Consider the following 23,584-nt stretch of genomic DNA (forward strand, 5'->3'; position numbering starts at 1 on the left):
GTGGCCCGGGTCGGCAAGGAACTCGCCGACCTCGAGAACGTCGAATACCGGGCCCGCCGGATCGTGGAGCTGATGGCGCTGGTGCTGCAGGGGGCACAGCTCGTGCGCCACGGGCATCCCGCCGTCGTGGGCGGCGCCGACGGTGTCCGCGACACGGGCGTGCAGGTCCCGCATGTGCGCCGCGTAGACCGGGAACCGGGTGGCCGAGTCGGCGATCTCGGGAAAGTTCTCGATGTTGACCAGGGTCGGCACGAGGACCGTGCCCTGCGCGGCCATGGTGGCGATCGTGTCGTCGGTCAGCCCGGTGCCGTGTTCGAGGCAGTCGATGCCGGCGGCGAGCAGGCCGGGCAGCGCGTCCTCCCCGAACACATGGGCGGTCACGCGCGCTCCCGCACGGTGGGCCGCGGCGATCGCCTCGACGAGGATCCCGTCCGACCACAGCGGCGCGAGATCGCCGGTGCCGCGGTCGATCCAGTCGCCGATGAGCTTGACCCAGCCGTCCCCCGCGCGGGCCTGGCGAACCACCTCGTCCGGCAGCTGCGATTCGTCTTCGAGGTCGACGGGCAGCCCGCGGATGTAGCGCTTGGGGGCGGCGATGTGCCGTCCCGCGCGCACGATCCGTGGCAGGTCGGCCCGCTCGTCGAGGTGCCGGGTGTCGACCGGGGATCCCGCGTCGCGCAGCAGCAGCACCCCGGCGTCGCGCTCGGTGACGGCCTGCGCGATCAGCCCGTCCGCGTCCTCCGCGCCGCCGCCGAAGCGGATCCCGACGTGGCAGTGGGCGTCGACGAGACCGGGCAGGATCCAGCCGTCGGCGGTGAGCAGCTCGGCCCCGGGGATCGGCTCGGCGGCGAACGTGCCGTCGTCGCCGATCCACAGCTCGATCGGTTCGCCGTCCGGCAGGGACCGTCCGCGCAGGGTGAACGCCACGGCGGACTACTTCTTCGGCAACTTCAGCTGCGAGAGGTCGAAGTTCTCGAGACCGGGCGGCAGCTCGTCGAGGCCCTTCGGCATCTTCGACAGGTCCGGGAACCCGGCGGGCATCCCGCCCATGCCGGGCATGCCGGCGGGCATGCCACCGGGGAATCCGCCCTTGATCTTCGGCGGGGTCGGCCCGCGGCCGCCCTTCTTGCCCTTCTTGCCCTTCTTCGCGCGCTGCGGCTTGCGGGACCCGGGCATGCCCATGCGCCCGGCCATCGCGGCCATCATCTTGCGGGCTTCGAAGAACCGGTCGACGAGCTGGTTGACGTCGGAGACCTTGACGCCGGAGCCGTTGGCGATACGCAGCCGCCGGGAGGCGTTGATGATCTTCGGGTTGGCGCGTTCCGCCGGCGTCATGCCGCGGATGATCGCCTGGATCCGGTCGAGCTGCTTCTCGTCGACGTTCGCGAGGGCGTCCTTCATCTGTCCCGCACCCGGCAGCATGCCGAGCAGGTTCGCGATCGGGCCCATCTTCCGCACGGCCATCATCTGCTCGAGGAAGTCCTCGAGGGTGAGTTCACCGGAGCCGATCTTCGCGGCGGTGGCCTCGGCCTGCTCGGCGTCGAAGACCTGCTCGGCCTGCTCGATGAGGGTGAGCACGTCGCCCATGCCGAGGATGCGGCTGGCCATGCGCTCGGGGTGGAAGACGTCGAAGTCCTCGAGCTTCTCACCGGTCGACGCGAACAGGATCGGCTGACCGGTCAGCTCGCGGACGCTGAGCGCGGCACCGCCGCGGGCGTCGCCGTCGAGCTTGGTGAGCACCACGCCGGTGAAGCCGACACCGGCGCGGAACGCCTCGGCGGTGCTCACGGCGTCCTGGCCGATCATCGCGTCGAGCACGAACAGCGTCTCGTCGGGCTGCACGGCGTCGCGGATGCCGGCGGCCTGGGCCATCAGCTCCTCGTCGATGCCGAGGCGGCCGGCGGTGTCGACGATGACCACGTCGTAGTGCTTGGCGCGGGCCTCGGCGACGCCGTCGCGGGCGACGTTCACCGGGTCGGCGGCGGTGATGCCGAGCGGGTTCTCGCCGCCGCCGATGGAGGTGCCGGGGTGCGGGGCGAACACGGACGCACCGGCGCGTTCACCGACGATCTGCAGCTGGGTGACCGCGCCGGGCCGCTGCAGGTCACAGGCGACCAGCAGCGGGGTGTGGCCCTGGTCCTTGAGCCACTTGGCGAGCTTGCCGGCGAGGGTGGTCTTACCGGAGCCCTGCAGACCGGCGAGCATGATCACCGTGGGCGGGGTCTTGGCGAACTGCAGCCGCCGGGTCTCGCCGCCGAGGATCCCGACGAGCTCCTCGTTGACGATCTTGACGACCTGCTGGGCGGGGTTCAGCGCGCCGTGTACCTCGGCGCCCTTGGCTCGTTCCTTGATCTTGGCGATGAACGAGCGCACCACGGGCAGGGCGACGTCGGCCTCGAGCAGCGCCAGGCGGATCTCCCGGGCGGTCGCGTCGATGTCGGCGTCGGAGAGGCGCCCCTTGCCGCGCAGGTCCTTGAGGGCTCCGGTCAACCTGTCGGAAAGGGATTCGAACACCGAATGCGCTCCTGGGTCTGGCGAAGATGCGGACAGTTCTGCGCTCCAGGGTAGCCGCTCGCGGCACGAGTTCTCGCACGTGCACGAGCGGCCGCCCCGCCCTCAGCCCTTGTCCTCGGGTTTCTTCGGCTCCGGAGCGGGCACCACGGCGAGCACCGCCCGCTCGACCCGCTCCCGGTTCTCCCGGGTGTCGGAACCTCCCAGATCGATGCAGAACGCGTCCACGACGGTGCGGCCGAGGGTGGAAACCCGGGCCCAGCGCACGTCGGTGCCGCACCGTTCGAACGCGTCCGCGAGCCGGCACAGCATGCCCAGCCGGTCCTCGGCGCGCAGCTCGAGGATCGCCTGACCCGGATCCGGGGCGTCGATCCAGATCAGGTGCGGCGGCGCCTGCGCGTAGGTGCCCGGCACGGCCCGCTCCGGGCGTTCGGGCAGCTGCGCCTCCCGCGCCGCCTGCTCCTTCGCGTCGAGCGTGGCGAGCAGGTCGAGGTCCCCGGCGCGGGCCCGGATGAGTTCCTGCCGCAGCAGACCCGCCGGCGGCGGGGCCCCGAACAGCGGCGCGACGGCGAAGCTGTTGACCGCACTACCGGCGTGGCTGCCCACCGAGGCGGACAGCACGCGCAGGCCGTGCAGGGCCAGCACCCCGGCGGCGTCGGACAGCAGGCCCGGCTCGTCGGGCGCGACCACCGTCACCGTGTAGGCGTGCGGGTTCTCGCCGGGTTGGAGCTCGACGTGGATGCCGCCCTGTTCCGCCTGCTCGGCGAGCTGGGGGTCGATCGGGTCCGGTCTCGGCAGCTCCTCCCCCGCCATCACCAGCCGGCAGCGCCGGACCAGCTCCCGGATGAGCGCCGCCTTCCAGTCGCCCCACACCCCCGGGCCCGTCGCGAGCGAGTCCGCCTCGGCGAGGGCGTGCAGCAGCTCGAGCAGCACCGGGTCGCCGTCGATGGCCTCGACGACGGACTCCACCGTGGCGGGGTCGTCGAGGTCACGGCGGGTCGCGGTGTGCGGAAGCAGCAGATGGTGGCGGACCAGCGCGGACAGCACGGCGACGTCGGACGGCCACAGACCCATCCGGCGGCCGATCTGGGTGGCGAGTTCCGCGCCGACGACGCTGTGGTCGCCGCCGCGACCCTTGCCGATGTCGTGCAGCAACGCCCCGAGCACCAGCAGGTCGGGGCGTGCGACGCGGGTGGTCAGCCCGCCGGCGTACACCGCGGTCTCCACCAGGTGCCGGTCCACCGTCCAGGTGTGCACGGCATCGCGCGGGGGCAGATCCCGCACCGCCCCCCATTCGGGGAGCAGCCGGCCCCACAGTCCCGTCCGGTCGAGCGCCTCGATCGGGTCGATCGCGCGGGTTCCCGAGCCGAGCAGCACGAGCAGGTCGTTCAGCGCGGTGCGCGGCCACGGTTCCCGCAGTTCGGGGGCGCTGTCGGCCAGGCGGCCGAGGGTGGACGCGGAGATCGGCAGGTCGTGCTGCGCTGCGGCCGCGGCGACCCGCGTGATCAGGCCGGGGTCCTTGCGCGGGTGCGCGTCGCGGGCCAGCGTCACTTCGCCGCCGTGTTCCACCACACCCTCGTCGAGCGGGCGCCGGACGGGGACGCGGCGCAGCCGGGACAGGCCCTTGCGGGGCAGCGAGTTTCCTGCCGTGCGTACCCCGACCTCCACCGAGTAGCTCACGGTCCGGGCCGCCTCGGTCAGCACGCGGGCCAGGTCGAACCGGTCCCCGATGCGCAGGGCGGCGCCGATCTCGTCGGCATCCTGGGCGCGCAGCTGGTCGCGGGCCCGGCCGGCGACGCGGTGCAGCTCGGTGCGCACGTCCAGCAGGCGGCGGTGCGCGGCCGCGAGCCCGCCGCCGGGAACGTCGGGCCCGAGCCCGGGCATGCCGTCGGTGAGCTGCGCGACGGACAGTGCGTTGAGCAGTTGCACGTCCCGCAGCCCGCCGCGGCCGCTCTTGAGGTCGGGTTCGGCCCGGTGCGCGATCTGCCCGCTGCGTTCCCACCGGGCCTCGGTCAGGGCGATGAGCTCCTCGAACCGGCTGCGGATGCCGGTGCGCCACTGCCGCCGCACGCCGCCGATCAGCAGGTTGCTCAATTCGAGGTCGCCGGCGATGTGCCGGGCTTCGAGCAGGCCGAGCGCGGCGGTCAGGTCGGACGCGGCGACCTGCAGGGCCTGCGGGACGGTCCGGACGCTGTGGTCGAGCTTGATGTGCGCGTCCCACAGCGGATACCAGAGCCGGTCGGCGACCCGGGACACGACAGCGGGGTCCATGTCGTCGTGCAGCAGGACCAGATCCAGGTCGGAGTAGGGGAGCATCTCGCGGCGGCCGAGGCCGCCGACGGCGACGATGGCGAAGCCGCAGTCGGGCTTGATTCCGAGTTCGGTTCCCTTGGTGACGAGCCAGAACTCGTGGAGATCGACGAGGGCGTGGCGGAGGGCGGGGGCGTCGAGCCGGCGGTTGCGGGTGCCGCCGGCGAGCAACTGGGTACGAGCCCGGGCGAGGTCGGTGGCGGCGGTGCCGGATCCGGCCGGCCCCGGAGACACCGGCGGCCCCGATCCCGCCGCGGAGGCAGCGGGACCAGGGCCGCGAGTTCCGGACCCCTTCGGGTCAGAGTGCATCGGCGCCTCGTTCACCGGTGCGCACTCGGACGACCGTTTCGACCGGGGTGACCCACACCTTGCCGTCGCCGATCTTGCCGGTGCGGGAGGCCTCGACGATGGTCTCGACCACCTTGTCGACGGCGGCGTCGTCGACGACGACCTCGACGCGGACCTTGGGAACGAAGTCGACGGAGTACTCGGCTCCGCGGTAGACCTCGGTGTGGCCCTTCTGGCGACCGTATCCCTGCACCTCGCTGACGGTCATGCCAAGCACACCCGCCTGCTCGAGGCCTGCCTTGACGTCCTCGAGGGTGAACGGCTTGACAATTGCCGTGATCAGCTTCATATCCTCATCCCTTCCCAGTCTCCAGTGCCCTGATGTCTTCTTATCACTTGAGGGCGGCGGCGAAGTCGTATGCCGACTCCGCATGCTCGGCCTCGTCGATGCCGCGTGCCTCTTCCTCCTCCGACACCCGCCAGCCGAGCGGCTTGAGCGCGAAGGCGACGATCGCGGTGATGATGCCGGTGTAGACCAGGGCGAAGACTGCGATGACGATCTGGATCACGAGCTGCTTGTAGTCGCCGCCGTAGAACAGGCCCGTCTCGGTGCCGAGGAACCCGATCGCGATGGTGCCCCACAGGCCCGCGACGAGGTGCACGCCGACGACGTCGAGCGAGTCGTCGTAGCCGAACTTGTATTTCAGGCCGACCGCCAGGGCGGACAGGACGCCGGCGATCGCGCCGAGCACGATCGAACCGACCGGGCTGAGCGCACCGGCGGCCGGAGTGATGGCGACGAGGCCGGCGACGGCACCCGAGGCGGCACCGAGGCTGGTGCCCTTGCCGTCGCGGATGCGCTCGGTGAGGAGCCAGCCGAGGATCGCGGCGGCCGCGGCGGTGGTGGTGTTGACCCAGGCCAGGCCGGCCACACCGTCGGCGGCGAACGCGGAACCGGCGTTGAAGCCGAACCAGCCGAACCACAGCAGGGCAGCACCGAGCATGACGAACGGCAGGTTGTGCGGACGGAAGGCGGTGCGGCCGAAGCCCGCGCGCTTGCCGATGATCAGCGCCAGGACGAGCGCGGCAATGCCGGCGTTGATGTGCACGACGGTGCCGCCGGCGAAGTCGATGGGCGCCACGGTCGCGACGAGCCCGCCTTCTCCGTCGTCGGAGGTGCCGAAGATCTTGGCGGCGAGGCCGTCCGCGGAGCCGGAGAGCAGGCCGCCGCCCCACACCATGTGGGCGAGGGGGAAGTACGCGAGGGTGACCCAGATTCCGGAGAAGGCCAGCCAGGTGCCGAACTTCACGCGTTCGGAGAGGGCACCGCTGATGAGAGCGGTGGTGATGACCGCGAACGTGACCTGGAAGCCGATGTCGATGATCTGCGGGTAGTCGCCGAGGCCGGGCAGGAACTCACCGGCGTCGTCGTAGATGGCACCCTGCAGACCGAACATCTGGAACGGGTTGGCGAAGATGCCCCCGATGTCCTCGGTGCCGTAGGACATCGACCAGCCCCACAGCACGTAGATCACCGCGATGACCGCCATTGCCCCGAAGGACATCATCATCATGTTCAGGACGGCCTTGGTGCGCGACATGCCGCCGTAGAAGAACGCCAGACCGGGCGTCATCAACAGCACCAGGGACGCCGATATCAGCATCCATGCCGCGTCGCCGGTGTTCACCACTTCCTCCACTGCAACCTCCCTGTTGGCCGCGCCGGTCAGCGCGTCGTCGAGAGAAGAATGCTGTGGTGATGTTTCGGCCGGAGCGCCGCGCTGTTTCGGCGGAGTGAACGCAAATCGGACATGTGTTTCGTTCCTGTTTCGCGGCGCATCCACCGGCGCCGGCGGCCGAACCGGGTCCCTCGCACGGCGTTTCGCGGCGGTGCTCCCGCGAGCCGGGAGGGGGTGGATCGGGACGGATCGCGACCCGAGCGGGACGGACCCGGCGGGGCCGGGTGGCCAGCGCGGCGAGCTCCCGCAGGAGCCTCTCGTCGCTGCTTCCCCGTCGCCACCCGCCCCGCGGGATCCGTCCGGCACCTGTTTCTACCGAACCGGAGTGGCAGATGGGAACCGAGTGACGATTTGTGACCTTTCCGTGACCAAAACCGGCCACCCGGTCGGAGGCCGGGTGGCCGGTGGTGAGCTGGCGGTGGTGCGGTGGATCAGCCCAGCAGGGCGTCGACGAATGCGCCCGGCTCGAACGGCGCGAGGTCGTCCGCGCCCTCACCGAGACCGACGAGTTTCACGGGGACCCCGAGCTCGTGCTGGACCTGGAAGACGATCCCGCCCTTGGCCGTGCCGTCGAGCTTGGTCAGCACCACGCCGGTGATGTCCACGACCTCGGCGAACACGCGCGCCTGCATCAGGCCGTTCTGCCCGATCGTCGCGTCGAGCACGAGCAGCACCTCGTCGACCGCGGCCTTCTTCTCCACGACCCGCTTGACCTTGCCGAGCTCGTCCATCAGACCGGTCTTGGTGTGCAGCCGGCCGGCGGTGTCGATGAGCACGGCGTCCACACCCTGATCGGTGCCCCTGGCGACGGCGTCGAAGGCGATCGCGGCCGGGTCGCCTCCCTCCTTGCCGCGCACGACCTCGGCGCCGACCCGCTCGGCCCACGTCTGCAACTGGTCGGCGGCGGCCGCACGGAAGGTGTCGGCAGCGCCCAGCAGGACGCGGCGGCCGTCGGCGACGAGGACCCGGGCGAGCTTGCCGGTGGTGGTGGTCTTACCGGTGCCGTTGACCCCGACGACGAGCAGCACCGCCGGGTGATCCTGGTGCGGCAGCGCCCTGATCGACCGGTCCAGCTCCGGGTGCAGCGCCTCGACCAGCACGTCCCGCAGGACGGCCCTGGCCTCGGCCTCGGTGCGCACACTGCGGGCGGCCATCTGCACCCGCAGCCGCTCGACGATCTGAGTGGTGGTGGCGGCACCGAGGTCGGCGATCAGCAGGGTGTCCTCGATCTCCTCCCACGAGTCCTCGTCGAGGTCGCCGCCGCCGAGCAGGCCGAGCAGGCTCTTGCCCACCGCCGACTGCGACCGGGCAAGTCGGCCGCGCAACCGGTCCAGCCGGCCCTCGGTCGGGGCGATCTCCTCGATCGGGGGAACGAGCGGGACAGCCGCTACCTCGGGCTCGGCGGTCGGCGGCGGGGCCACCTCGGGTTCGACGGCGGGTGCCGGCGGAGCTTCCTCGACCGGCGGGACGACCTCGACCGGCGCAACTTCCTCGACCGGCGCAACTTCCTCGACCGGCGGGACGACCTCGGACGGCGCCGGGGCGGTCTCCGGCTCGATGCCCGGGACGGGCTCGACCCTGGGGGCCGGTTCCACGGTGGGGGCGGCACCGGCCTCCGGGGCCCGCTCGGGCTCCACCCGGGGTTCGACCGTCGGCGCCGGAGCCTCCGACACCTCCTGGGGCAGTGACACGACCTTCGGTTCCGGCACGACCTTCGGTTCCGGCACCACCGTCGATTCCGGAGCGACCGGCGGTTTGGGGGACGCGGGCGGTTCCGGGACCACCGGCGGTCTCGGAACCGGCCGCTCGACCGGCTGGGGCGGCGCGGTCGCGGTCGCCCCCTGGGTGAAGCTGAAGCCGCCCGCGGCCTTGTAACCGCCGGAACGATCCTTCTGCTCGGCGGTGCCGAGCTGCGGCGTCTGCTCGGCCGTCAGCGACACCCGCCGTCTCCGGTACAGGGTCAGGCCGACGACGAGCGCGACGAGGAGGACGGCAAGTGCCGCCGCGATGGCTATCCAGGCTCCGGTACTCACGCCCCCATACTGTCAGGCGCAACGGCCGCGCTCAGCTCTGGGCGAGAAAGATCCTGACCACGCATCCGCTGCGAGATGACGCGGGTGATGCCGTCGCCGCGCATGCTGACCCCGTACAGGGCGTCGGCGATCTCCATCGTCGGCTTCTGGTGGGTGATGACGATGAGCTGGGACTTCTCCCGAAGCTGCTCGAACAGCCCGATGAGCCGGCGCAGGTTGGTGTCGTCGAGAGCGGCCTCCACCTCGTCCATGACGTAGAACGGGGACGGCCGGGCCCGGAAGATGGCGACGAGCATGGCCACCGCCGTCAGCGACTTCTCGCCGCCGGAGAGCAGCGACAGCCGCTTGACCTTCTTGCCCGGCGGCCGGGCCTCGACCTCGATGCCGGTGGTGAGCATGTCCGACGGATCGGTCAGCACGAGGCGGCCTTCGCCGCCGGGGAAGAGCTTGGCGAACACCTGCTCGAACTCGCGCTCGACGTCCGCGTACGCCTCGGTGAACACCTGCAGGATGCGGGCGTCGACGTCGGCGACCACGCCGAGCAGGTCCTTGCGGGCGTTCTTGACGTCCTCGAGCTGCGTGGCGAGGAAGTTGTACCGCTCCTCGAGCGCGGCGAACTCCTCGAGCGCCAGCGGGTTGACCTTGCCGAGGGTCGTCAGGTCCTTCTCCGCGCGCTTGGCGCGCCGCTCCTGGGTGGCGCGGTCGTACGGCTGCGGTTGCGGCGCGACGACCTGTTCTCCGCGTTCCCGCGCCTGTTCGAACTCGGCGATCTCGAGGTCGGACGGTGGCAGCGGCACCTCGGGGCCGTACTCGGCGACCAGATCGTCGGGCGCGATGGCGTACTGCTCGACGACGGCCTGCTCGAGCTGTTCGATCCGCAGCGCGGCCTGCGCGCGGGCGACCTCGTCCCGGTGCACCGCGTCGGTGAGCTGGGCCCGCTGCGCGGAGAGGTCGCGCACCCGCTCCTTGACCTTGTCGAGCTGTTCGGCCCGCTCGGCGCGCTGACGGGTCAGCTCGTCCCGGTGGGCGGAGGCCGCGGCGACCACCTCGTCCAGGTGGGCCGCGACCCGGGCGCCGGACTCGGCCACGGCCGCGGCGACGGCCGCGGCCTGCTTGCGGGCGCGCTGTGCCCGTTCGGCCCGGGCCCGCGCCTCGCGCTCGGCCTGGGCTGCGCGGCGCAGCGAGTCCGCCTTGCCGCGCAGCGCCTGGGCGCGCTCCTCCGCGGTGCGGGCCGCGAGCCTCGCCTCCATCTCGACGGCCCGGACCTCGGCGAGGGCAGCGGCGGCGACCTCTCGGTCGACTGCCGTCGAGTCGGTGCCCGGATCGGCGCCCGCGTCGCTCTGTTCCTGTTCGGCCAGTCGCAGCCGCTCCTCGAGCTCGACGACCTCGCGGCGGGCCGTGTCACGCTCCGTCTCGGCGTTGGTGCGCTGCGCCGCGAGGCGCTCGGACTCGGCGTGGGCGGCGCGCGCGGCCTGCCCGAGCCGGCCGAGCTGCTCGTACACCGCGGACATTGCGGCGTCGGATTCGTTGAGGGCCGCGAGGGTCTGTTCGGCCACCTCGGCGCGGGCCGCCTGTTCGGCCAGGGCGCCGGCGAGAGCCGCCGAGAGTTCCTCGGAGCGCCGGACCGCGCGGTCGAGGTCGGCGCGGGACGCGTCGATCGCGGCCTGGACCTCGAGGGTGCTCGGCGCGCGCCCGGATCCACCCACGACCCAGCCCGAGCCGGCGAGGTCACCGCTCCGGGTCACTGCCCGCAGTTCGGGGCGCACGTGGCACAGTTCGATCGCGGAGCGCAGGTCGTCCACGACGACGGTGCGCGCCAGCAGCGCGTCGAGTCCGCCGCGCAGTTCCGGCGGGCAGTCGATCACGTCCCGCACCCAGCGCGTACCGTCGGGCAGGCTCGCCGGCTCGGCCGGCGCGATGGTGCCCCCGGCGACGAACGCGACCCGGCCCTGGTCGGCGTCCACCAGCGCGGCGACGGCCGCGGCCGCCGCCGGGACCGAATCCGCGGCCAGCGCGTCCGCGGCCGGGCCCATCGCCGCTGCGACGGCGACCTCGTAGCCGGCCTCGACCCGGACGCGTTCCGCGAGGGGACCCGACAATCCCAGGTCGGGGCGGTGCTCGAGAAGCCAGGCGGCGCCGTCCTTGCGTTCGAGACCCATCGCCAGCGCCTCGATGCGCGCCCCGAGGGAGGCGACCTCCTTGCCGGCCGCGCGCTCGGCGTTCTGCAGTTCCTTCAGGCGGGCGTCGGCGAGTCGCAGCGCCTCGAGGGCGCGTTCGTGCTGTGCGTCGGCGTCGATCTCGCCGGCGTCGAGGTCGTCGATGCGGGCCTGGGCCGTCTCGAACTCGGCCTGGGCGGCGACACCGCGCAGCCGGGCCTCTTCGATGGCGACGGTCAGCCGGGCCACCTCCGCGTCGATGGACTCGGCGCGGGTGCGCACGGTGTCGACCTGTCCGGCCAGGCGCGCGAGTCCCTCCCGCCGGTCGGCGACGGCCCGCACTGCGGCCAGGTGCGCCCGCTCGGCGGCCGCGGCGGCCTCCTCCTGGACGGCGAGCTGCTCCTTCGCGGCCTCGAGGGTGCCGTGGGCGACCTCGACGGCCTCGAGGAGTTCGGCCTCCTCTTCGGCGATGCGGTCGGCGCGGGCCTCCATCTCGTCCGGATCCTGGCCGTCGCGGACCGCCGGGGCGGTGTCGAGGTGGCGGGCGCGTTCCTGGGCGATGCGCACGGTGGCGCCGAGACGTTCGGCGAGCGCGGAGAGCCGGAACCAGGTCTGTGACGCGGCCTCGGCGCCGGGAGTGAGTCGCGCGACCGCCTCCTCGTGGCGTGCGAGTTCGGCGTTGGCGTCGTCGAGCTCGGCGGAGACGTGGTCGAGTCGCTCGCGCAGGACGCGTTCCTGCTCGTCCTGGTCGGCGAACTCGGAGCGCCGGGTCACGAGGTCGTCGGCGGCGAGCCGCAGCTGGGCGTCGCGCAGGTCCGCCTGGATGGTCTGGGCGCGGCGCGCCACCTCGGCCTGGCGGCCGAGCGGCTTGAGCTGCCGGCGCAGCTCGGCGGTGAGGTCGGTCAGGCGCGCGAGGTTGGCCTGCATCGCGTCGAGCTTGCGGACCGCCTTCTCCTTGCGCTTGCGGTGCTTGAGGACTCCGGCGGCTTCCTCGATGAATGCGCGGCGGTCCTCCGGCCGGGACTCGAGGATGGCGGAGAGGCGGCCCTGACCGACGATGACGTGCATCTCGCGGCCGATGCCGGAGTCGGACAGCAGTTCCTGCACGTCCATCAGCCGGCACGAGTTCCCGTTGATCTCGTATTCGCCGGCCCCGTCGCGGAACATCCGCCGGGTGATGGACACCTCGGAGTATTCGATGGGCAGCGCGCCGTCCGAGTTGTCGATGGTGAGGGTGACCTCGGCACGGCCGAGGGGTTGCCGGCCGGCGGTCCCGGCGAAGATGACGTCCTGCATCTTGCCGCCGCGCAGCGCCTTGGCGCCCTGCTCCCCCATCACCCAGGTGAGGGCGTCGACGACGTTGGACTTGCCGGAACCGTTCGGCCCCACGACACACGTGATGCCCGGTTCGAACCGCAGAGTCGTCGCGGACGCGAAAGACTTGAAGCCCTTGAGCGTCAGACCCTTCAAATACATGTGCGAAAACCTTACCGGCGGGCCGTCACCGCTCGACGAAGCCGGTCAGGTCACCGCGCGTCGGCTCCCAGCTCTCCACCACGAGCCGCACCTCTCCCGGGGTCTCGCCCGAGCGCAGCGCGGCGAGGAGTCGTTCGAGGGCGTCGCGGGGGCCCTCGGCGATGACGAGCACGCGCCCGTCGGGATGGTTGGTGGCGTGACCGGCGAGGCCGAGTTCGAGGGCTCGCGACCGCGTCCACCAGCGGAACCCCACACCCTGCACGCGCCCGTGCACCCAGGCGGTGAGCCGGACGGCGTCCGGCGGCGACTGCGTCATGGCTGCTCCCCCGAACTGCGGACCGGACGGACGGCGTGGACGGCGCCGTCGAAGCCGGTGGTGTAGAGGACGTCCGGGTCCCAGCCGGGGCCCTCGCCGAACGCGACCGCGGAGACGAAGGGCACCCCCGTGGCGACCGTGCAGCCGGTGCCGGTGACCGGGTCGACCCGCAGGATCTTCCCGGCGACGTTGAGCGGGACGTACAACGCGCCGTCGGGTCCGACGTCGAGATCGTCGGCGGTCTCGAGGGGCCCGGGCCCGGACGGGTCCAGGGTCCGGACCGGACCGGTGAGGTCGCCGGCGTTCAACGCGTGAATTCGGGTAGTCGGATCGAAAGTCGTAGCCGCATAAACGGTTTCGCCGTCGACCGCGAGTCCGTTGACAGAGCCGAGGTCGGTGCGGATCGTTTCCGGGGCCCCACCCTCGACCGGGACGTGCGTCAGGCCCGGGGGGCTGCCCAGGTTCCGGCTGACGAGGAAGTCCCCGTCGGGCAGGCGGACGAGACCGTTGGGCATGGTCAGACCCGACGCGACGGTGCGCCGCGTCCCGGTGTCGAGGTCGACGGCCTCCAGGGTGCCGTCGGTGCGGCCGAGCAGTCCGGAGACGGTGCCGTTGCCGGTCGTGAAGTACGCCGTGCCGTCGTCGACGACGATGCCGCCGGGCGCCGGGACCTCGGCCACCACGGCGTCGGCCCGTCCCTCGGGCGTGAGCGCCAGCAGCGACCCTCCGCCGGCCGGGGTGGACGCCGAGGCCAGCAGCCGGCCGCGACCGTCGAACGCGAGATTCTCGAGCACGCCGAGCCCGGACGCGACGACGTCCACCCGCCACGGCGCGCAGTCCGCCGGAGCGGGCGCGGCCGTCGCCGGCGCCCCGCCCGCCAGGAACCCCACGGCGAGCGCGAGTCCGGCCGCTGTACGAATCATCCGCCCTCCCTGCCGAGATCCACCGCTCACGCGTCCGGAACGATCTTCAGCGTCACCTCGGTGCCGGCCTCGAGCGTACGGCCGACGGTGCACACCTTGTCGACGGATCGCTCGACGAGCGCGACGAGGCGCTGCTGCGCCTCCTCGTCGAGTTCGCTCAGGTCCAGCGCCATCTCCTCGACGAGGTGCGGGTACACCTCGTTCTCCCGGTCCGCGGCGCCGGAGACACGGATCGTGACGTCGTAGGTGTCGCCGAGCCGGCGCGACAGCGGGAAGTCCGAGCTCATCCCCGAACAGGCCGCCAGCGCGATCTTCAACAGCTCGCCGGGGGTGAAGACACCCTCGACGGTCTCCGACCCGATCAGGACCTCGGCACCTCGGGAGCTGCGGCCCGTGTAGCGGCGGGTGCCGGTGCGCTCGACCCACAGTTCGGTCGTCGGCGTGTCGGAAGTCTGTTCAGCCATGCGGGAGATCCTGCCATGATCACCCGACGGCCAGTTCGCGCAGGATCCCGATGAGCTCGTCCGCGACGACGGGGGTGTCCGCGCTGCTGCGGCGCAGCAGTCCGACGGGTTCGGCGGTGCCCGGGGTCGGTACCGGCAGCCGCACGAGCGTGCCGTCGTCGAGGTCGTCCTGCGGCACTCGCTCGGGTGTCAGCCACACCGCGTCGCCGGCGCGCACCAGCCCGCGCGCGACCGAGACGTCGAGGGTCTCGACGCTGCCGGACGGCAGCCGCAGGCCGTGCCGGGCGAGGAAGCCCTCGGTGTGGTGCCGCGGCACGGTTCCGGCGGTGGCGACGACGAGGGGGTGGTTCAGCACCGCCGGCACCGATACCGGACCCCCGGCCAGCGGATGCCCCGGGCGCACGATCAGGGCCAGCGACTCGGCGTACAGCAGTTCGAACGAGAGCCCTTGCATGGTCTCCGGGTCGGCCATCCGGCCGAGGACGAAGTCGAGCTCGCCGGCGCGCACCGCGCCCAGAAGTGCGGTGTTCGGGGCCGTGCGGATCTGCACGCCGACGTGCGGACGCCGGTCCCGCAGCCGGGTGACCGCACCGGGCAGCAGGGTGCTCGCGACGGTGGGCAGGGCGCCGACCCGCACGGGGGCGACGGCCGGCTGCCCGGTCCCGGAGAGGGCGCGGGCGGCGGACGCCAACGCGTCGGTGACCTCGACGGCGTGGCCCAGGAACTCCTCGCCGGCGGGGGTGAGCCGGGCGCCGTGCCGCCCGCGGTCCACCAGGCGCAGGCCGGCCAGGGATTCGAGTTCGTTGAGGGTCTTGGTGACCGCCGGCTGGCTCAGATGCAGCCGGCCGGCGGCCCGCCCGAGGTTGCCCTCCTGGGCGACGGCGACAAAGCACGTGAGGTGGCGCAACCGGATGCGATCCAGGAGCCGCGACGCCCGGTCGACCGGGGGCACGAAACCGCGTTCCATCACTGCAGGTTATGAAATTCGGCCGAAACCGTCAATTTACATGACTCATGCTCACCCATAACGTGGATCACATCCAGTCCGTCGCAGTGCGACAGTCCCCAGGAGTACCGCCTCATGATCATCGCCGCCCCCGGCGCCGCGTCCGGCGAATTCGTCGAACGCGACCACACTCAGCACCCGCCCGCCCTCACCCCCGGATACCGCACGTCGGTGCTGCGCTCCCCGCGCAATGCCCTGATCGCGCCGCGCAACACGCTCTCGGAGACGACCGGGCCGGTCTTCGACCGTCGCGAGCTGGGCGAGAAGGACAACGACCTCATCCTCAACTTCGCCAAGGACGGCCTGCCGATCGGCGAGCGCCTGATCGTGCACGGCTACGTCCGCGACGAGTTCGGCAACCCGGTGAAGGGCGCCCTGGTCGAGGCGTGGCAGGCCAACGCCGGCGGACGCTACCGCCACAAGAAGGACCGCTACCTCGCGCCGATCGACCCGAACTTCGGCGGTTGCGGCCGCATGATCACCGACGACAACGGCTACTACTTCTTCCGCACCATCAAGCCCGGGCCGTACCCGTGGGCCAACAGCACCAACGCCTGGCGGCCCGCCCACATCCACTTCTCGATCCACGGCACCGGCTGGGCGCAGCGCTTGATCACCCAGATGTACTTCGAGGGCGACCCGCTCATCGAGCGCTGCCCCATCGCGAAGACCATCCCGACGCTGGACCAGCTGCGCAGCCTGATCGCGCAGGAGGATCCCGCCAACAACGCCCCCTTCGACGCGCGTACCTACCGCTTCGACCTCACCCTGCGCGGCCGCCGCGCCACCTTCTTCGACAACGCCAACCTCCCCGGAGCCCCCCGATGAGCCTTTCCCCGCACAGCATGATCGAGCGCCGCCCGGAGACCCCCTCGCAGACCGGCGGCCCGTACGTCCACATCGGGCTCGCACCGCAGCAGGCCGGGTTCGACATCTTCGACAACAACTTCGGCAACGTGCTGACCGCCCCGGAGACGAAGGGCGAGCACATCACCCTCGAGGGCCGCGTCTTCGACGGCACCGGCACGCCCGTGCGCGACGTGCTGATCGAGATCTGGCAGGCCAACGCCGCGGGCAGGTACGCCCACCCCGGCGACGCCCAGGACGGACACGCCCAGGACAGGGCGATCGATCCGACCTTCCGCGGCTGGGGCCGCACGGGCGGCGACTTCGACACCGGCGTCTACACCTTCGAGACGATCAAACCGGGACCGGTGCCGGCGAACGTCGGCGGGTTCCAGGCCCCGCACATCCTCATGGTGCTGTTCGCACGGGGCATCAACATCGGCCTGCACACCCGGGTCTACTTCGACGACGAGGCCGACGCCAACGCCGCCGACCCCGTACTCGACGGGATCGAGTGGGAGGTCCGCCGCGACACGCTGATCGCGAAGCGCTCCGAACGCGACGGCAAGGTGGTCTACACCTTCGACGTGCGTCTGCAGGACACCCCGGAAGGCGGGATCGAGACCGTGTTCTTCGACATCTGACCGGGACCCGGTGGCGCGGGGGCGCGCGTTTCGGACGACGGTCGCCTGGGCATCCTTGCGCCGACCACGTCGCAGCGAACGAAGGCCACGGCACTGGACACCGCGATCATCTACGTTTCCGCCGGGCTCGCGCTGCTTCTCGCCGTCACCGTGCCGCGGCTGTTCCACAACCGGGCGATCTCGGCACCCATGATCGTGCTGGTGGCCGGCGCGGTGCTGGGGCTGTTGTTCGACAACGCCGAAGCCCTCACTCCCGGCGGGCACCCGGCCGTGGCGGAGTACCTCAGCGAGGTCTGCGTGATCGTCGCGCTCATGGGCGTGGGCCTCGCGATCGACCGTCCCCTCGGGTGGCGGTCGTGGAAGTCCACCCGGCGGCTGCTGCTGATCGCGATGCCCCTCGGCATCGCGGCCGTCGCGGTGCTGGGCTGGTGGGCCGCGGCCCTCACCCCCGCGGCCGCGGTACTGCTCGGGGCCGCCCTGGCTCCCACCGATCCCGTGCTGGCGTCCGACGTGCAGGTCGAGGGCCCCACGTCCGGGGAGGGTTCCCACCGCGAAGACGACGAAGTGCGGTTCGCGCTCACCTCCGAGGCCGGCCTCAACGATGCGCTGGCGTTCCCGTTCGTCTACCTCGCGCTGTTCCTGTTCACGAAGGGACCGATCGAGGACTGGATCATCTCCTGGGTGCTGTGGGAGCTGCTCGGCAAGATCGTCCTGGGCGCCGTGGTGGGAGGGCTGGCGGGCCATCTCGTCGGGCGGGCGGTGTTCCACTTCCCCGTCGAGCACGTCCGGCTGGCCGACCGGGGCGAACCGATCGTCGCGCTCGCCGCCACGTTCGCGGTGTACGGAATCGCCGAACTGATCGGCGGCTACGGCTTCCTGGCCGTGTTCGTGTGTGCCGTGGCCATGCGGCGCATCGAACGCGCACACGAGTACCACGCCGAGATGCACAGCCTGATCGAGCAGCTCGAGCACGTCCTCACGCTGGCGGTCCTGCTCCTGCTGGGGGCGGGCCTCACCACCGGCCTGCTCGCCGAGTTGTCGTGGGGGTCGGTTCTCGTCGGCGCCGCCCTGGTCCTCGTGATACGGCCGGTGGTCGGCTGGGTCTCGCTCCTGGGCTGTGACGAGATGGATGTCCGCGAACGCCGCGTCACGGCCTTCTTCGGCGTGCGCGGGATCGGCTCCGTCTACTACCTCGCGTACGCGGCGGCGGAGCTCGACATCGCGCAGGAGCAGGAGCTGTGGGCCGCCGTCGCCTTCACCGTCGTCCTCTCCGTCCTCGTGCACGGGGTGAGCGCGACGAGGGTGATGCGCATGCTCGACAACGCCCGCGTGAAGGGTCCGCCGTAGGCGCCTCGGGGCGGGCCTCCTCCCGGCTCTTGCCGACGATTGAACACTCGGTTAATATACTGACCATGCGTTCAACGCCGGGTCGCCTCTCGGCAGCCGATCGCCGGGACCTCACGTCCGCGGCGCGCATCCGGGAGGCCGCAATCCTCCGTTTCGCTCGCGACGGCTTCGACGCGAGCCTGCGGACCATCGCCGCGGACGCGGGGGTGAGCGGGGCGTTGATCGTGCACTATTTCGGGTCCAAGAAGGACCTGCGACGTGCGTGCGACGAGTGGGTCCTGGGACAGATCCGCGATTCCAAGCGGACGACCCTCGCCACCGGCGACTCCGGTCCGTGGCTGGCGCAACTCGGGCGGGCCGAGCAGTACGCCCCGCTCGCCGTCTACGTCGCCCGCACCTTCCAGGCCGGCGGCGAAAGCGCGGCGGAGTTCTTCGATCACCTGGTCGACGACGTGGTCGACTACCTCGCAGAGGGCGAACGCAACGGGCTGATCCGGCCCTCCCGGGACAACCGCGCCCGGGCCCGCCTGCTCACCGGCATGAGCGTGGGGTCGATGCTGCTGCAGATGACCCTGCACCCGGAACTCCTGCGGGGCGGAGACTTCACCGGGTTCTTCCGGCACCTGACCGAGACCGTCACCGCACCGGCCCTCGAGCTGTATTCCGAGGGTCTGCTCACCAGCCGCAAGCTGCTCGACGACTACCTGATGTACGTCCCGGACCCGCCGGCGGGCGCCGGGGGCGGCGAATCCGCCGCTCCCCCTTCCTGATCCGGAACCCGCCTACCCCAGGACACAATCATGAACACGATCGTCGAGGTCCACGACCTCACCAAGACGTTCGGCGCCACGACCGCGCTGGACGGTCTCAGCCTGCACGTCGGCCGCGGTGAAGTGGCCGGCTTCCTCGGCCCCAACGGTGCCGGCAAGTCCACGACCTTCCGGATCCTGCTCGGGCTTCTGCGCGCCGACGGCGGCTCCGCATCCGTGCTCGGGTTCGATCCGTGGCGCGACGCCGTCGAAGTGCACCGGCACCTCGCGTACGTCCCGGGCGACATCGACCTGTGGCCGTCGCTCACCGGCGGCGAGGCCATCGACTTCCTGTGCCGCATGCGGGGAGGGGCCGACCGTGCGCGCCGCACCGAGCTGGTCGAACGCTTCGAACTCGACCCTCGCAAGAAATGCCGCGCCTATTCCAAGGGCAACCGCCAGAAGGTGGCGCTGATCTCGGCACTCGCCTCGGACGTGGAGCTCCTCGTCCTCGACGAACCGACGTCCGGCCTCGACCCGTTGATGGAACGGGTGTTTCAGGACTGTGTTGCCGAAGCGAAGCAGCGCGGCTCGTCGGTGTTGCTGTCGAGTCACATCCTCGCCGAGGTGGAAAAGCTCTGCGACACCGTGACCATCATCCGGGACGGACGTACCGTGGAATCCGGGTCGCTGGCCCAGCTGCGGCATCTCACCCGGTCGACGATCACGGTCCGCACCGACCTCGACACGTCCGGCCTGGCGCAGGCCGAGGGCGTGCACGCGCTGCGAAACGAGCACGGGCACACCGTGTTCGAGGTCGACAACGCTCACCTCGACGAGGTGGTCCGCCGGCTCGCGGAGTACGGCGTCCGCAGCCTCGAGAGCGCACCGCCGTCGCTCGAGGAGCTGTTCCTGCGCCACTACGGCAGCGATCGACAGATCGCCGGCGTGGGCGGCGTGCGATGAACACCTTCACCGGGACCGCGTCCCTCGTCCGCTTCGACCTGCGCCGGGATCGAATCAAGCTGCCGCTGTGGGTGATCGGCATCTCGGCCCTGGCGGCGTACTTCGTCGCCGCCCTGCAGCTGGCGTACCCGGTCGCCGAGGACCTCCGCGGCGTGGCCGGTTTCGCCGACAACCCGGCAGGGGTGATGATGTCGGGTCCCGGCTACGGCATGGACGACCCCACGCTCGAGGCGTTCGTCGCGAACCAGTACGGGCTGTACCTGCTGGTCGCCGCCGCGTTCATGAACATTCTCCTCGTCGTCCGGCACACACGGGGCGAGGAGGAGAACGGTCGCACCGAACTCGTCCTGGCCGGCGCGGTGGGCCGGCGCGCCCCGCTGACCGCGGCCCTGGCGACCGCAGTCGTCGCGAACGCCGCCCTCGTCGTGGCGGGCAGCGCGGCAATGACGGCCGCCGGGGCGGACGCCGGCGGGGCGGTGCTGTTCACGGCCGGGTTCGCGGCGCTGGGGCTGTTCTTCGCCGCGCTCACCGCCCTGGTGTGCCAGGTGTGCGAACACGGGCGCACCGCCACAGGACTGGCCGCAGCGGCGCTGGGAACGGCCTTCGTCGTGCGGGGCGTCGGCGACGTCCTGGAGCGGCACGGCAGCGCGGTGTCCTGGCTGTCCCCCGTCGCCTGGTCGCAGCAGACGCGAGCATTCGTCGATCCGTGATGGGGCCCGCTGGCCCTGTCGTTGGGGTTCGCGGCGGCCGCCGCGGCGGCCGCGTACCGTGTCGTGGACCGTCGCGACCTCGGGGCCGGACTGGTGCCGCCACGGCCGGGCCGGGCCGAGGCGGCACCGGCGCTGGCGAACCCGTTCGCCCTGGCGCTACGGCAGCAGCGCGGCAGCATCGCCGGGTGGGGCGCGGGCCTGGCGCTGATGGGGTCGTTCTACGGCTCCCTGACCGGCTCGATCGCCGAGAGCTTTGCGAACCTGCCCGAGGACATTCTTGCGCTCATCGGTGGTTCGGCCGCGAATCTCGTCGACGGCTTCCTGGGCCTGACCGGATACACGACGGCCTTCCTCGCCTCCTGCTTCGCGATCCTGTCCGTCCGCCGCCTGCGGGGCGAGGAGCAGTCGGGCCGGATCGAGCCCGTTTTGGCGACAGCTACGAGCCGTGCCGGATGGATGGCAGCGGGGCTGTCCGTGACCGCTCTGGGCGTGGTGGCACTCCTCGCACTCGCCGGCGTGGGGACCGGGCTCGGGGCCGCGGCGTCCACCGGGGAGCCGACTCGGGTGCCCGCATCGGTATGGGCGCATCTCGGATACGCCCCCGCCGTCCTCGGCATCGCGGCGATCGGAGCGGCGCTGTTCGGTCTCGCCCCCCGCGCCTTCGATCTGGTCTGGGTGCTGGTCGTCTACGGCTACCTGGTGGGCAGTTTCGGACCGATCCTCGACCTGCCCGACAGCGCCGGCGTCCTCTCCCCGCTGAACCATGTCCGGCAGATGCCGCTCGAACCGTTCGCCGCGGGCTCCTTCGTCGCTCTCGTCGTTCTCACCGCGCTCGTCACGGCGGCAGGGCTGGCCGCGTTCCGGAAGCGCGACGTCGTGAGTACGTGAGAACCCGCCGGGTGGACCGGGCAGTGGCGGCACACCCCTTGATCGCCCGAACTGTTAGTGGCTAACATTATGGGGTGTCCAAGTCCGAGCGGACCCGGCAGCGCATCCAGGCAACGGCGGTGCAGCTGTTCACCGAGGACGGCTACGACGCCGTCACCGTCGACCGGATCGCCTCCGCCGCCGGGGTGTCGCACATGACCTTCTTCCGGTACTTTCCATCCAAAGACGCTGTTCTGCTTGATGATCCCTACGACCCTGTCATTGCGGACGCCGTGGCCGCGCAGCCGGCGGACCGGAGCCCGCTGGAACGGGCGTGCCGGGGGATCCTCGACGCCTGGGCGCTGATTCCCGAGACGGATCTCGGGGACGTGCGCACTCGCCTGCGGATCGTCGCGGCACACCCCCGGCTGCGCGCGCGGATGTGGGAGAACACCCTGCGCACCCAGGAGGCCGTCGCCGCCGCGCTCGCCGAACCGGGGACACGACGACTCGAGGCCGCAGTGGCCGCCGGGGCCTGCATGGGCGCACTCATGGCGGCGCTGACGGACTGGGCAGAAACCGGCGACGAGGCTCTCGGCAACCGGATTGCGTCGGCCCTGCACCAGCTCGCACCGGAGGCCCGTCCCTCACGGCAGCCACGGGAGGTGCCGTGACCGAGGTCGGCGACGTCGTGCTCGAGTGCCGGAACGTGTGCAAACGCTACGGCTCCGCGCCGGTACTCGAGGGCGTCACCACCGAGGTGCGGGCGGGCGAGGTACACGCGTTCGTGGGCCTCAACGGGGCGGGAAAGACGACGTTGATGCGCCTGTTCCTCGGCATGATCGAGCCCGACGACGGAATCGTGCGCGTGCGGGGCCTGGCGCCGTCGACGATGCCGGCGCGGCACTGGACGGGCGTCGGGCACCTGGTCGAAACACCGCTGGCCTATCCCGAACTGACCGTCGCGCAGAACCTGCGCATCGCGGGCCGCCTCGCCGGCCTGTCCGCGGCGGGCGCCACCGCCGCGGCCGACCGGTGGATCGAGGAACTGGTCCTGTCCCGGTGGGCGCGGACCAGCGCACGGAAACTCTCCCTCGGCAACCGGCAGCGGCTGGGTCTGGCCGCGGCGCTGATCGCGGACCCGGATGTGCTGATCCTGGACGAGCCGACCAATGCGCTCGATCCGGCCGGGATCATGCTGCTGCGCACGCTGCTGCAGCGCAGCCGGGAGCGCGGCGCGGCGACGCTGGTGTCCAGCCACCATCTCGACGAGGTCGCCCGCGTGGCCGACCGCATCACAGCCGTCAACGAGGGACGCGTCGTCGGCTCCCTCGACCCGGACGGAATCGATCTCGAGCGGCAGTTCTTCGACCTGGTGTACCGCGACAGCGAGGCGCGACGATGACCACCTCCGAGCAGATCCGGGCCGCGCTGACGGTCGAGTGGGCCAAGTTCCGGCGGGCACGCCCCGTATGGGTCACCACCGCCCTTCTCACGACGGGGGTGGTGGCCATGTGCGTGCTGACCCTGCAGTCCGTGCACGGTGCCAACGCGGTGATGGCGGGTAAGGCGCAGACCATCGTCGGCGACGGCGGCCGAGCGGGACTGTTCGCCGCAGCCGACACCATCGTCTCGGTGGGCGGGCTTCTCGGATTCGGTGTGGTCATCGGCTGGGTCTTCGGCCGCGAGTTCACCGACGGAACGATCACCGGTCTGTGGGCCGCGCCGGTCTCCCGCCCGGCCCTCGCCGCCGCAAAGCTGCTGATCCTGCTGTCGTGGGCGGCCGCCACCAGCCTCGCGCTGGGCGCCGCACTGGCGGTGGTGGCGGGAACGCTCGTCGACGACGAGCCCCTCGACCCGGGGACGCCGGCGCTCGTGGGCAGATTCCTCGCCGTCGCCCTGCTCACCGCGGGACTCGCATTCCCCTGCGCCTGGGTCGCCACCGTTGCGCGGGGATACCTGCCCGCGGTCGGGACGATCATCGCCGTGGTGGTCGTCGCCCAGATGGCGGTCATGGCCGGAGCGGGCGGCTGGTTCCCGTTCTCGGCTCCGGGCCTGTGGGCGGCGGGACCGCAGGCCGGTTCCGTCACCGGTCCGCAACTCGCGCTCGCCCTCGTCATTCCTGCCGTCTCGGCGGGCCTGACGCTGTGGTCGTGGCGCCGGCTCGCCCTCGTGCACTAGGACTCCCCCAGGGACCGAAGCTCGATCGTCGCCGGGCGGCCGACCGAGGGAG

Annotated in this window: 21 protein-coding genes; 10 read left to right on the plus strand and 11 right to left on the minus strand. The window is 71.8% G+C overall.

The features are described 5' to 3' along the window. The 11 genes from G6039_RS18035 to G6039_RS18085 all read right to left on the minus strand — a co-directional run. A partial coding sequence (locus G6039_RS18035; protein WP_338148581.1) for an amidohydrolase family protein occupies nucleotides 1-927 on the minus strand: 927 nt, incomplete at its 3' end. A gap of 6 nt (nucleotides 928-933) precedes the next feature. After that, the gene (ffh, locus tag G6039_RS18040; protein ID WP_006933683.1) at nucleotides 934-2,514 is read right to left on the minus strand and encodes a signal recognition particle protein; all 1,581 of its coding nucleotides are present in this window, start codon (nucleotides 2,512-2,514) and stop codon (nucleotides 934-936) included. A gap of 102 nt (nucleotides 2,515-2,616) precedes the next feature. Next, nucleotides 2,617-5,130, minus strand: coding sequence for a [protein-PII] uridylyltransferase (locus G6039_RS18045; RefSeq protein WP_006933681.1), 2,514 nt, complete (start codon nucleotides 5,128-5,130; stop codon nucleotides 2,617-2,619). Next, complete coding sequence (locus G6039_RS18050) at nucleotides 5,120-5,458, minus strand: P-II family nitrogen regulator (RefSeq protein ID WP_006933679.1); 339 nt, start codon at nucleotides 5,456-5,458, stop codon at nucleotides 5,120-5,122. The genes G6039_RS18045 and G6039_RS18050 overlap by 11 nt, the downstream gene beginning before the upstream one ends. Before the next feature lie 43 nt (nucleotides 5,459-5,501). Further along, nucleotides 5,502-6,809: an ammonium transporter gene (locus tag G6039_RS18055; RefSeq protein WP_029543203.1), complete on the minus strand. Its 1,308-nt coding sequence runs from the start codon at nucleotides 6,807-6,809 to the stop codon at nucleotides 5,502-5,504. A gap of 470 nt (nucleotides 6,810-7,279) precedes the next feature. Continuing rightward, nucleotides 7,280-8,881: a signal recognition particle-docking protein FtsY gene (gene ftsY, locus G6039_RS18060; protein ID WP_043800027.1), complete on the minus strand. Its 1,602-nt coding sequence runs from the start codon at nucleotides 8,879-8,881 to the stop codon at nucleotides 7,280-7,282. Continuing rightward, a complete protein-coding gene (gene smc, locus G6039_RS18065; RefSeq protein ID WP_043800029.1) occupies nucleotides 8,878-12,513 on the minus strand; it encodes a chromosome segregation protein SMC in 3,636 nt (1,211 codons plus the stop codon). The genes ftsY and smc overlap by 4 nt, the downstream gene beginning before the upstream one ends. A 25-nt stretch (nucleotides 12,514-12,538) precedes the next feature. Next, on the minus strand, nucleotides 12,539-12,829 hold the full coding sequence (locus tag G6039_RS18070; protein ID WP_006933673.1) for an acylphosphatase: 291 nt from the start codon (nucleotides 12,827-12,829) through the stop codon (nucleotides 12,539-12,541). After that, nucleotides 12,826-13,752 (minus strand): SMP-30/gluconolactonase/LRE family protein, encoded by a 927-nt coding sequence (locus G6039_RS18075; protein WP_043800031.1) that lies wholly within the window; start codon nucleotides 13,750-13,752, stop codon nucleotides 12,826-12,828. Before G6039_RS18075 ends, G6039_RS18070 begins: the two co-directional genes overlap by 4 nt. A 26-nt stretch (nucleotides 13,753-13,778) precedes the next feature. Continuing rightward, a complete protein-coding gene (locus G6039_RS18080) occupies nucleotides 13,779-14,216 on the minus strand; it encodes an OsmC family protein (RefSeq protein ID WP_006933666.1) in 438 nt (145 codons plus the stop codon). 19 nt (nucleotides 14,217-14,235) lie between these two features. Next, entirely contained in the window at nucleotides 14,236-15,183 is a 948-nt protein-coding gene (locus G6039_RS18085) for a LysR substrate-binding domain-containing protein (protein WP_043800032.1), read from the minus strand. A gap of 114 nt (nucleotides 15,184-15,297) precedes the next feature. On the opposite strand from G6039_RS18085, the gene pcaH reads away from it, so the two are divergent. From pcaH to G6039_RS18130, 10 genes are all read left to right on the plus strand, one after another. Then, nucleotides 15,298-16,050 carry a protocatechuate 3,4-dioxygenase subunit beta gene (pcaH, locus tag G6039_RS18090; protein ID WP_006933662.1) on the plus strand — a complete coding sequence of 251 codons (753 nt, stop codon included), beginning with the start codon at nucleotides 15,298-15,300 and terminating at the stop codon, nucleotides 16,048-16,050. Continuing rightward, entirely contained in the window at nucleotides 16,047-16,712 is a 666-nt protein-coding gene (gene pcaG / locus G6039_RS18095; RefSeq protein ID WP_043800033.1) for a protocatechuate 3,4-dioxygenase subunit alpha, read from the plus strand. The genes pcaH and pcaG overlap by 4 nt, the downstream gene beginning before the upstream one ends. A 108-nt stretch (nucleotides 16,713-16,820) precedes the next feature. Further along, nucleotides 16,821-18,059 (plus strand): cation:proton antiporter, encoded by a 1,239-nt coding sequence (locus G6039_RS18100; RefSeq protein WP_029543196.1) that lies wholly within the window; start codon nucleotides 16,821-16,823, stop codon nucleotides 18,057-18,059. A 65-nt stretch (nucleotides 18,060-18,124) separates the two neighbouring features. Further along, a complete protein-coding gene (locus G6039_RS18105; protein WP_043800035.1) occupies nucleotides 18,125-18,829 on the plus strand; it encodes a TetR/AcrR family transcriptional regulator in 705 nt (234 codons plus the stop codon). A gap of 30 nt (nucleotides 18,830-18,859) precedes the next feature. Continuing rightward, complete coding sequence (locus G6039_RS18110) at nucleotides 18,860-19,774, plus strand: ABC transporter ATP-binding protein (RefSeq protein WP_043800036.1); 915 nt, start codon at nucleotides 18,860-18,862, stop codon at nucleotides 19,772-19,774. Beyond that, nucleotides 19,771-20,484: a hypothetical protein gene (locus tag G6039_RS30715; protein WP_235194064.1), complete on the plus strand. Its 714-nt coding sequence runs from the start codon at nucleotides 19,771-19,773 to the stop codon at nucleotides 20,482-20,484. The genes G6039_RS18110 and G6039_RS30715 overlap by 4 nt, the downstream gene beginning before the upstream one ends. 63 nt (nucleotides 20,485-20,547) lie before the next feature. Next, the gene (locus tag G6039_RS30720) at nucleotides 20,548-21,372 is read left to right on the plus strand and encodes an ABC transporter permease (protein WP_235194065.1); all 825 of its coding nucleotides are present in this window, start codon (nucleotides 20,548-20,550) and stop codon (nucleotides 21,370-21,372) included. 74 nt (nucleotides 21,373-21,446) lie between these two features. After that, complete coding sequence (locus G6039_RS31295; protein ID WP_006933647.1) at nucleotides 21,447-22,025, plus strand: TetR family transcriptional regulator; 579 nt, start codon at nucleotides 21,447-21,449, stop codon at nucleotides 22,023-22,025. Then, entirely contained in the window at nucleotides 22,022-22,756 is a 735-nt protein-coding gene (locus tag G6039_RS18125) for an ABC transporter ATP-binding protein (RefSeq protein ID WP_006933645.1), read from the plus strand. Before G6039_RS31295 ends, G6039_RS18125 begins: the two co-directional genes overlap by 4 nt. Then, nucleotides 22,753-23,532, plus strand: coding sequence for an ABC transporter permease (locus tag G6039_RS18130; protein WP_043800038.1), 780 nt, complete (start codon nucleotides 22,753-22,755; stop codon nucleotides 23,530-23,532). Before G6039_RS18125 ends, G6039_RS18130 begins: the two co-directional genes overlap by 4 nt. The last annotated feature ends 52 nt before the right edge of the window (nucleotides 23,533-23,584 follow it).

It is taken from the genome of Rhodococcus aetherivorans, assembly GCF_011058165.1.
Classification (GTDB): domain Bacteria; phylum Actinomycetota; class Actinomycetes; order Mycobacteriales; family Mycobacteriaceae; genus Rhodococcus; species Rhodococcus aetherivorans.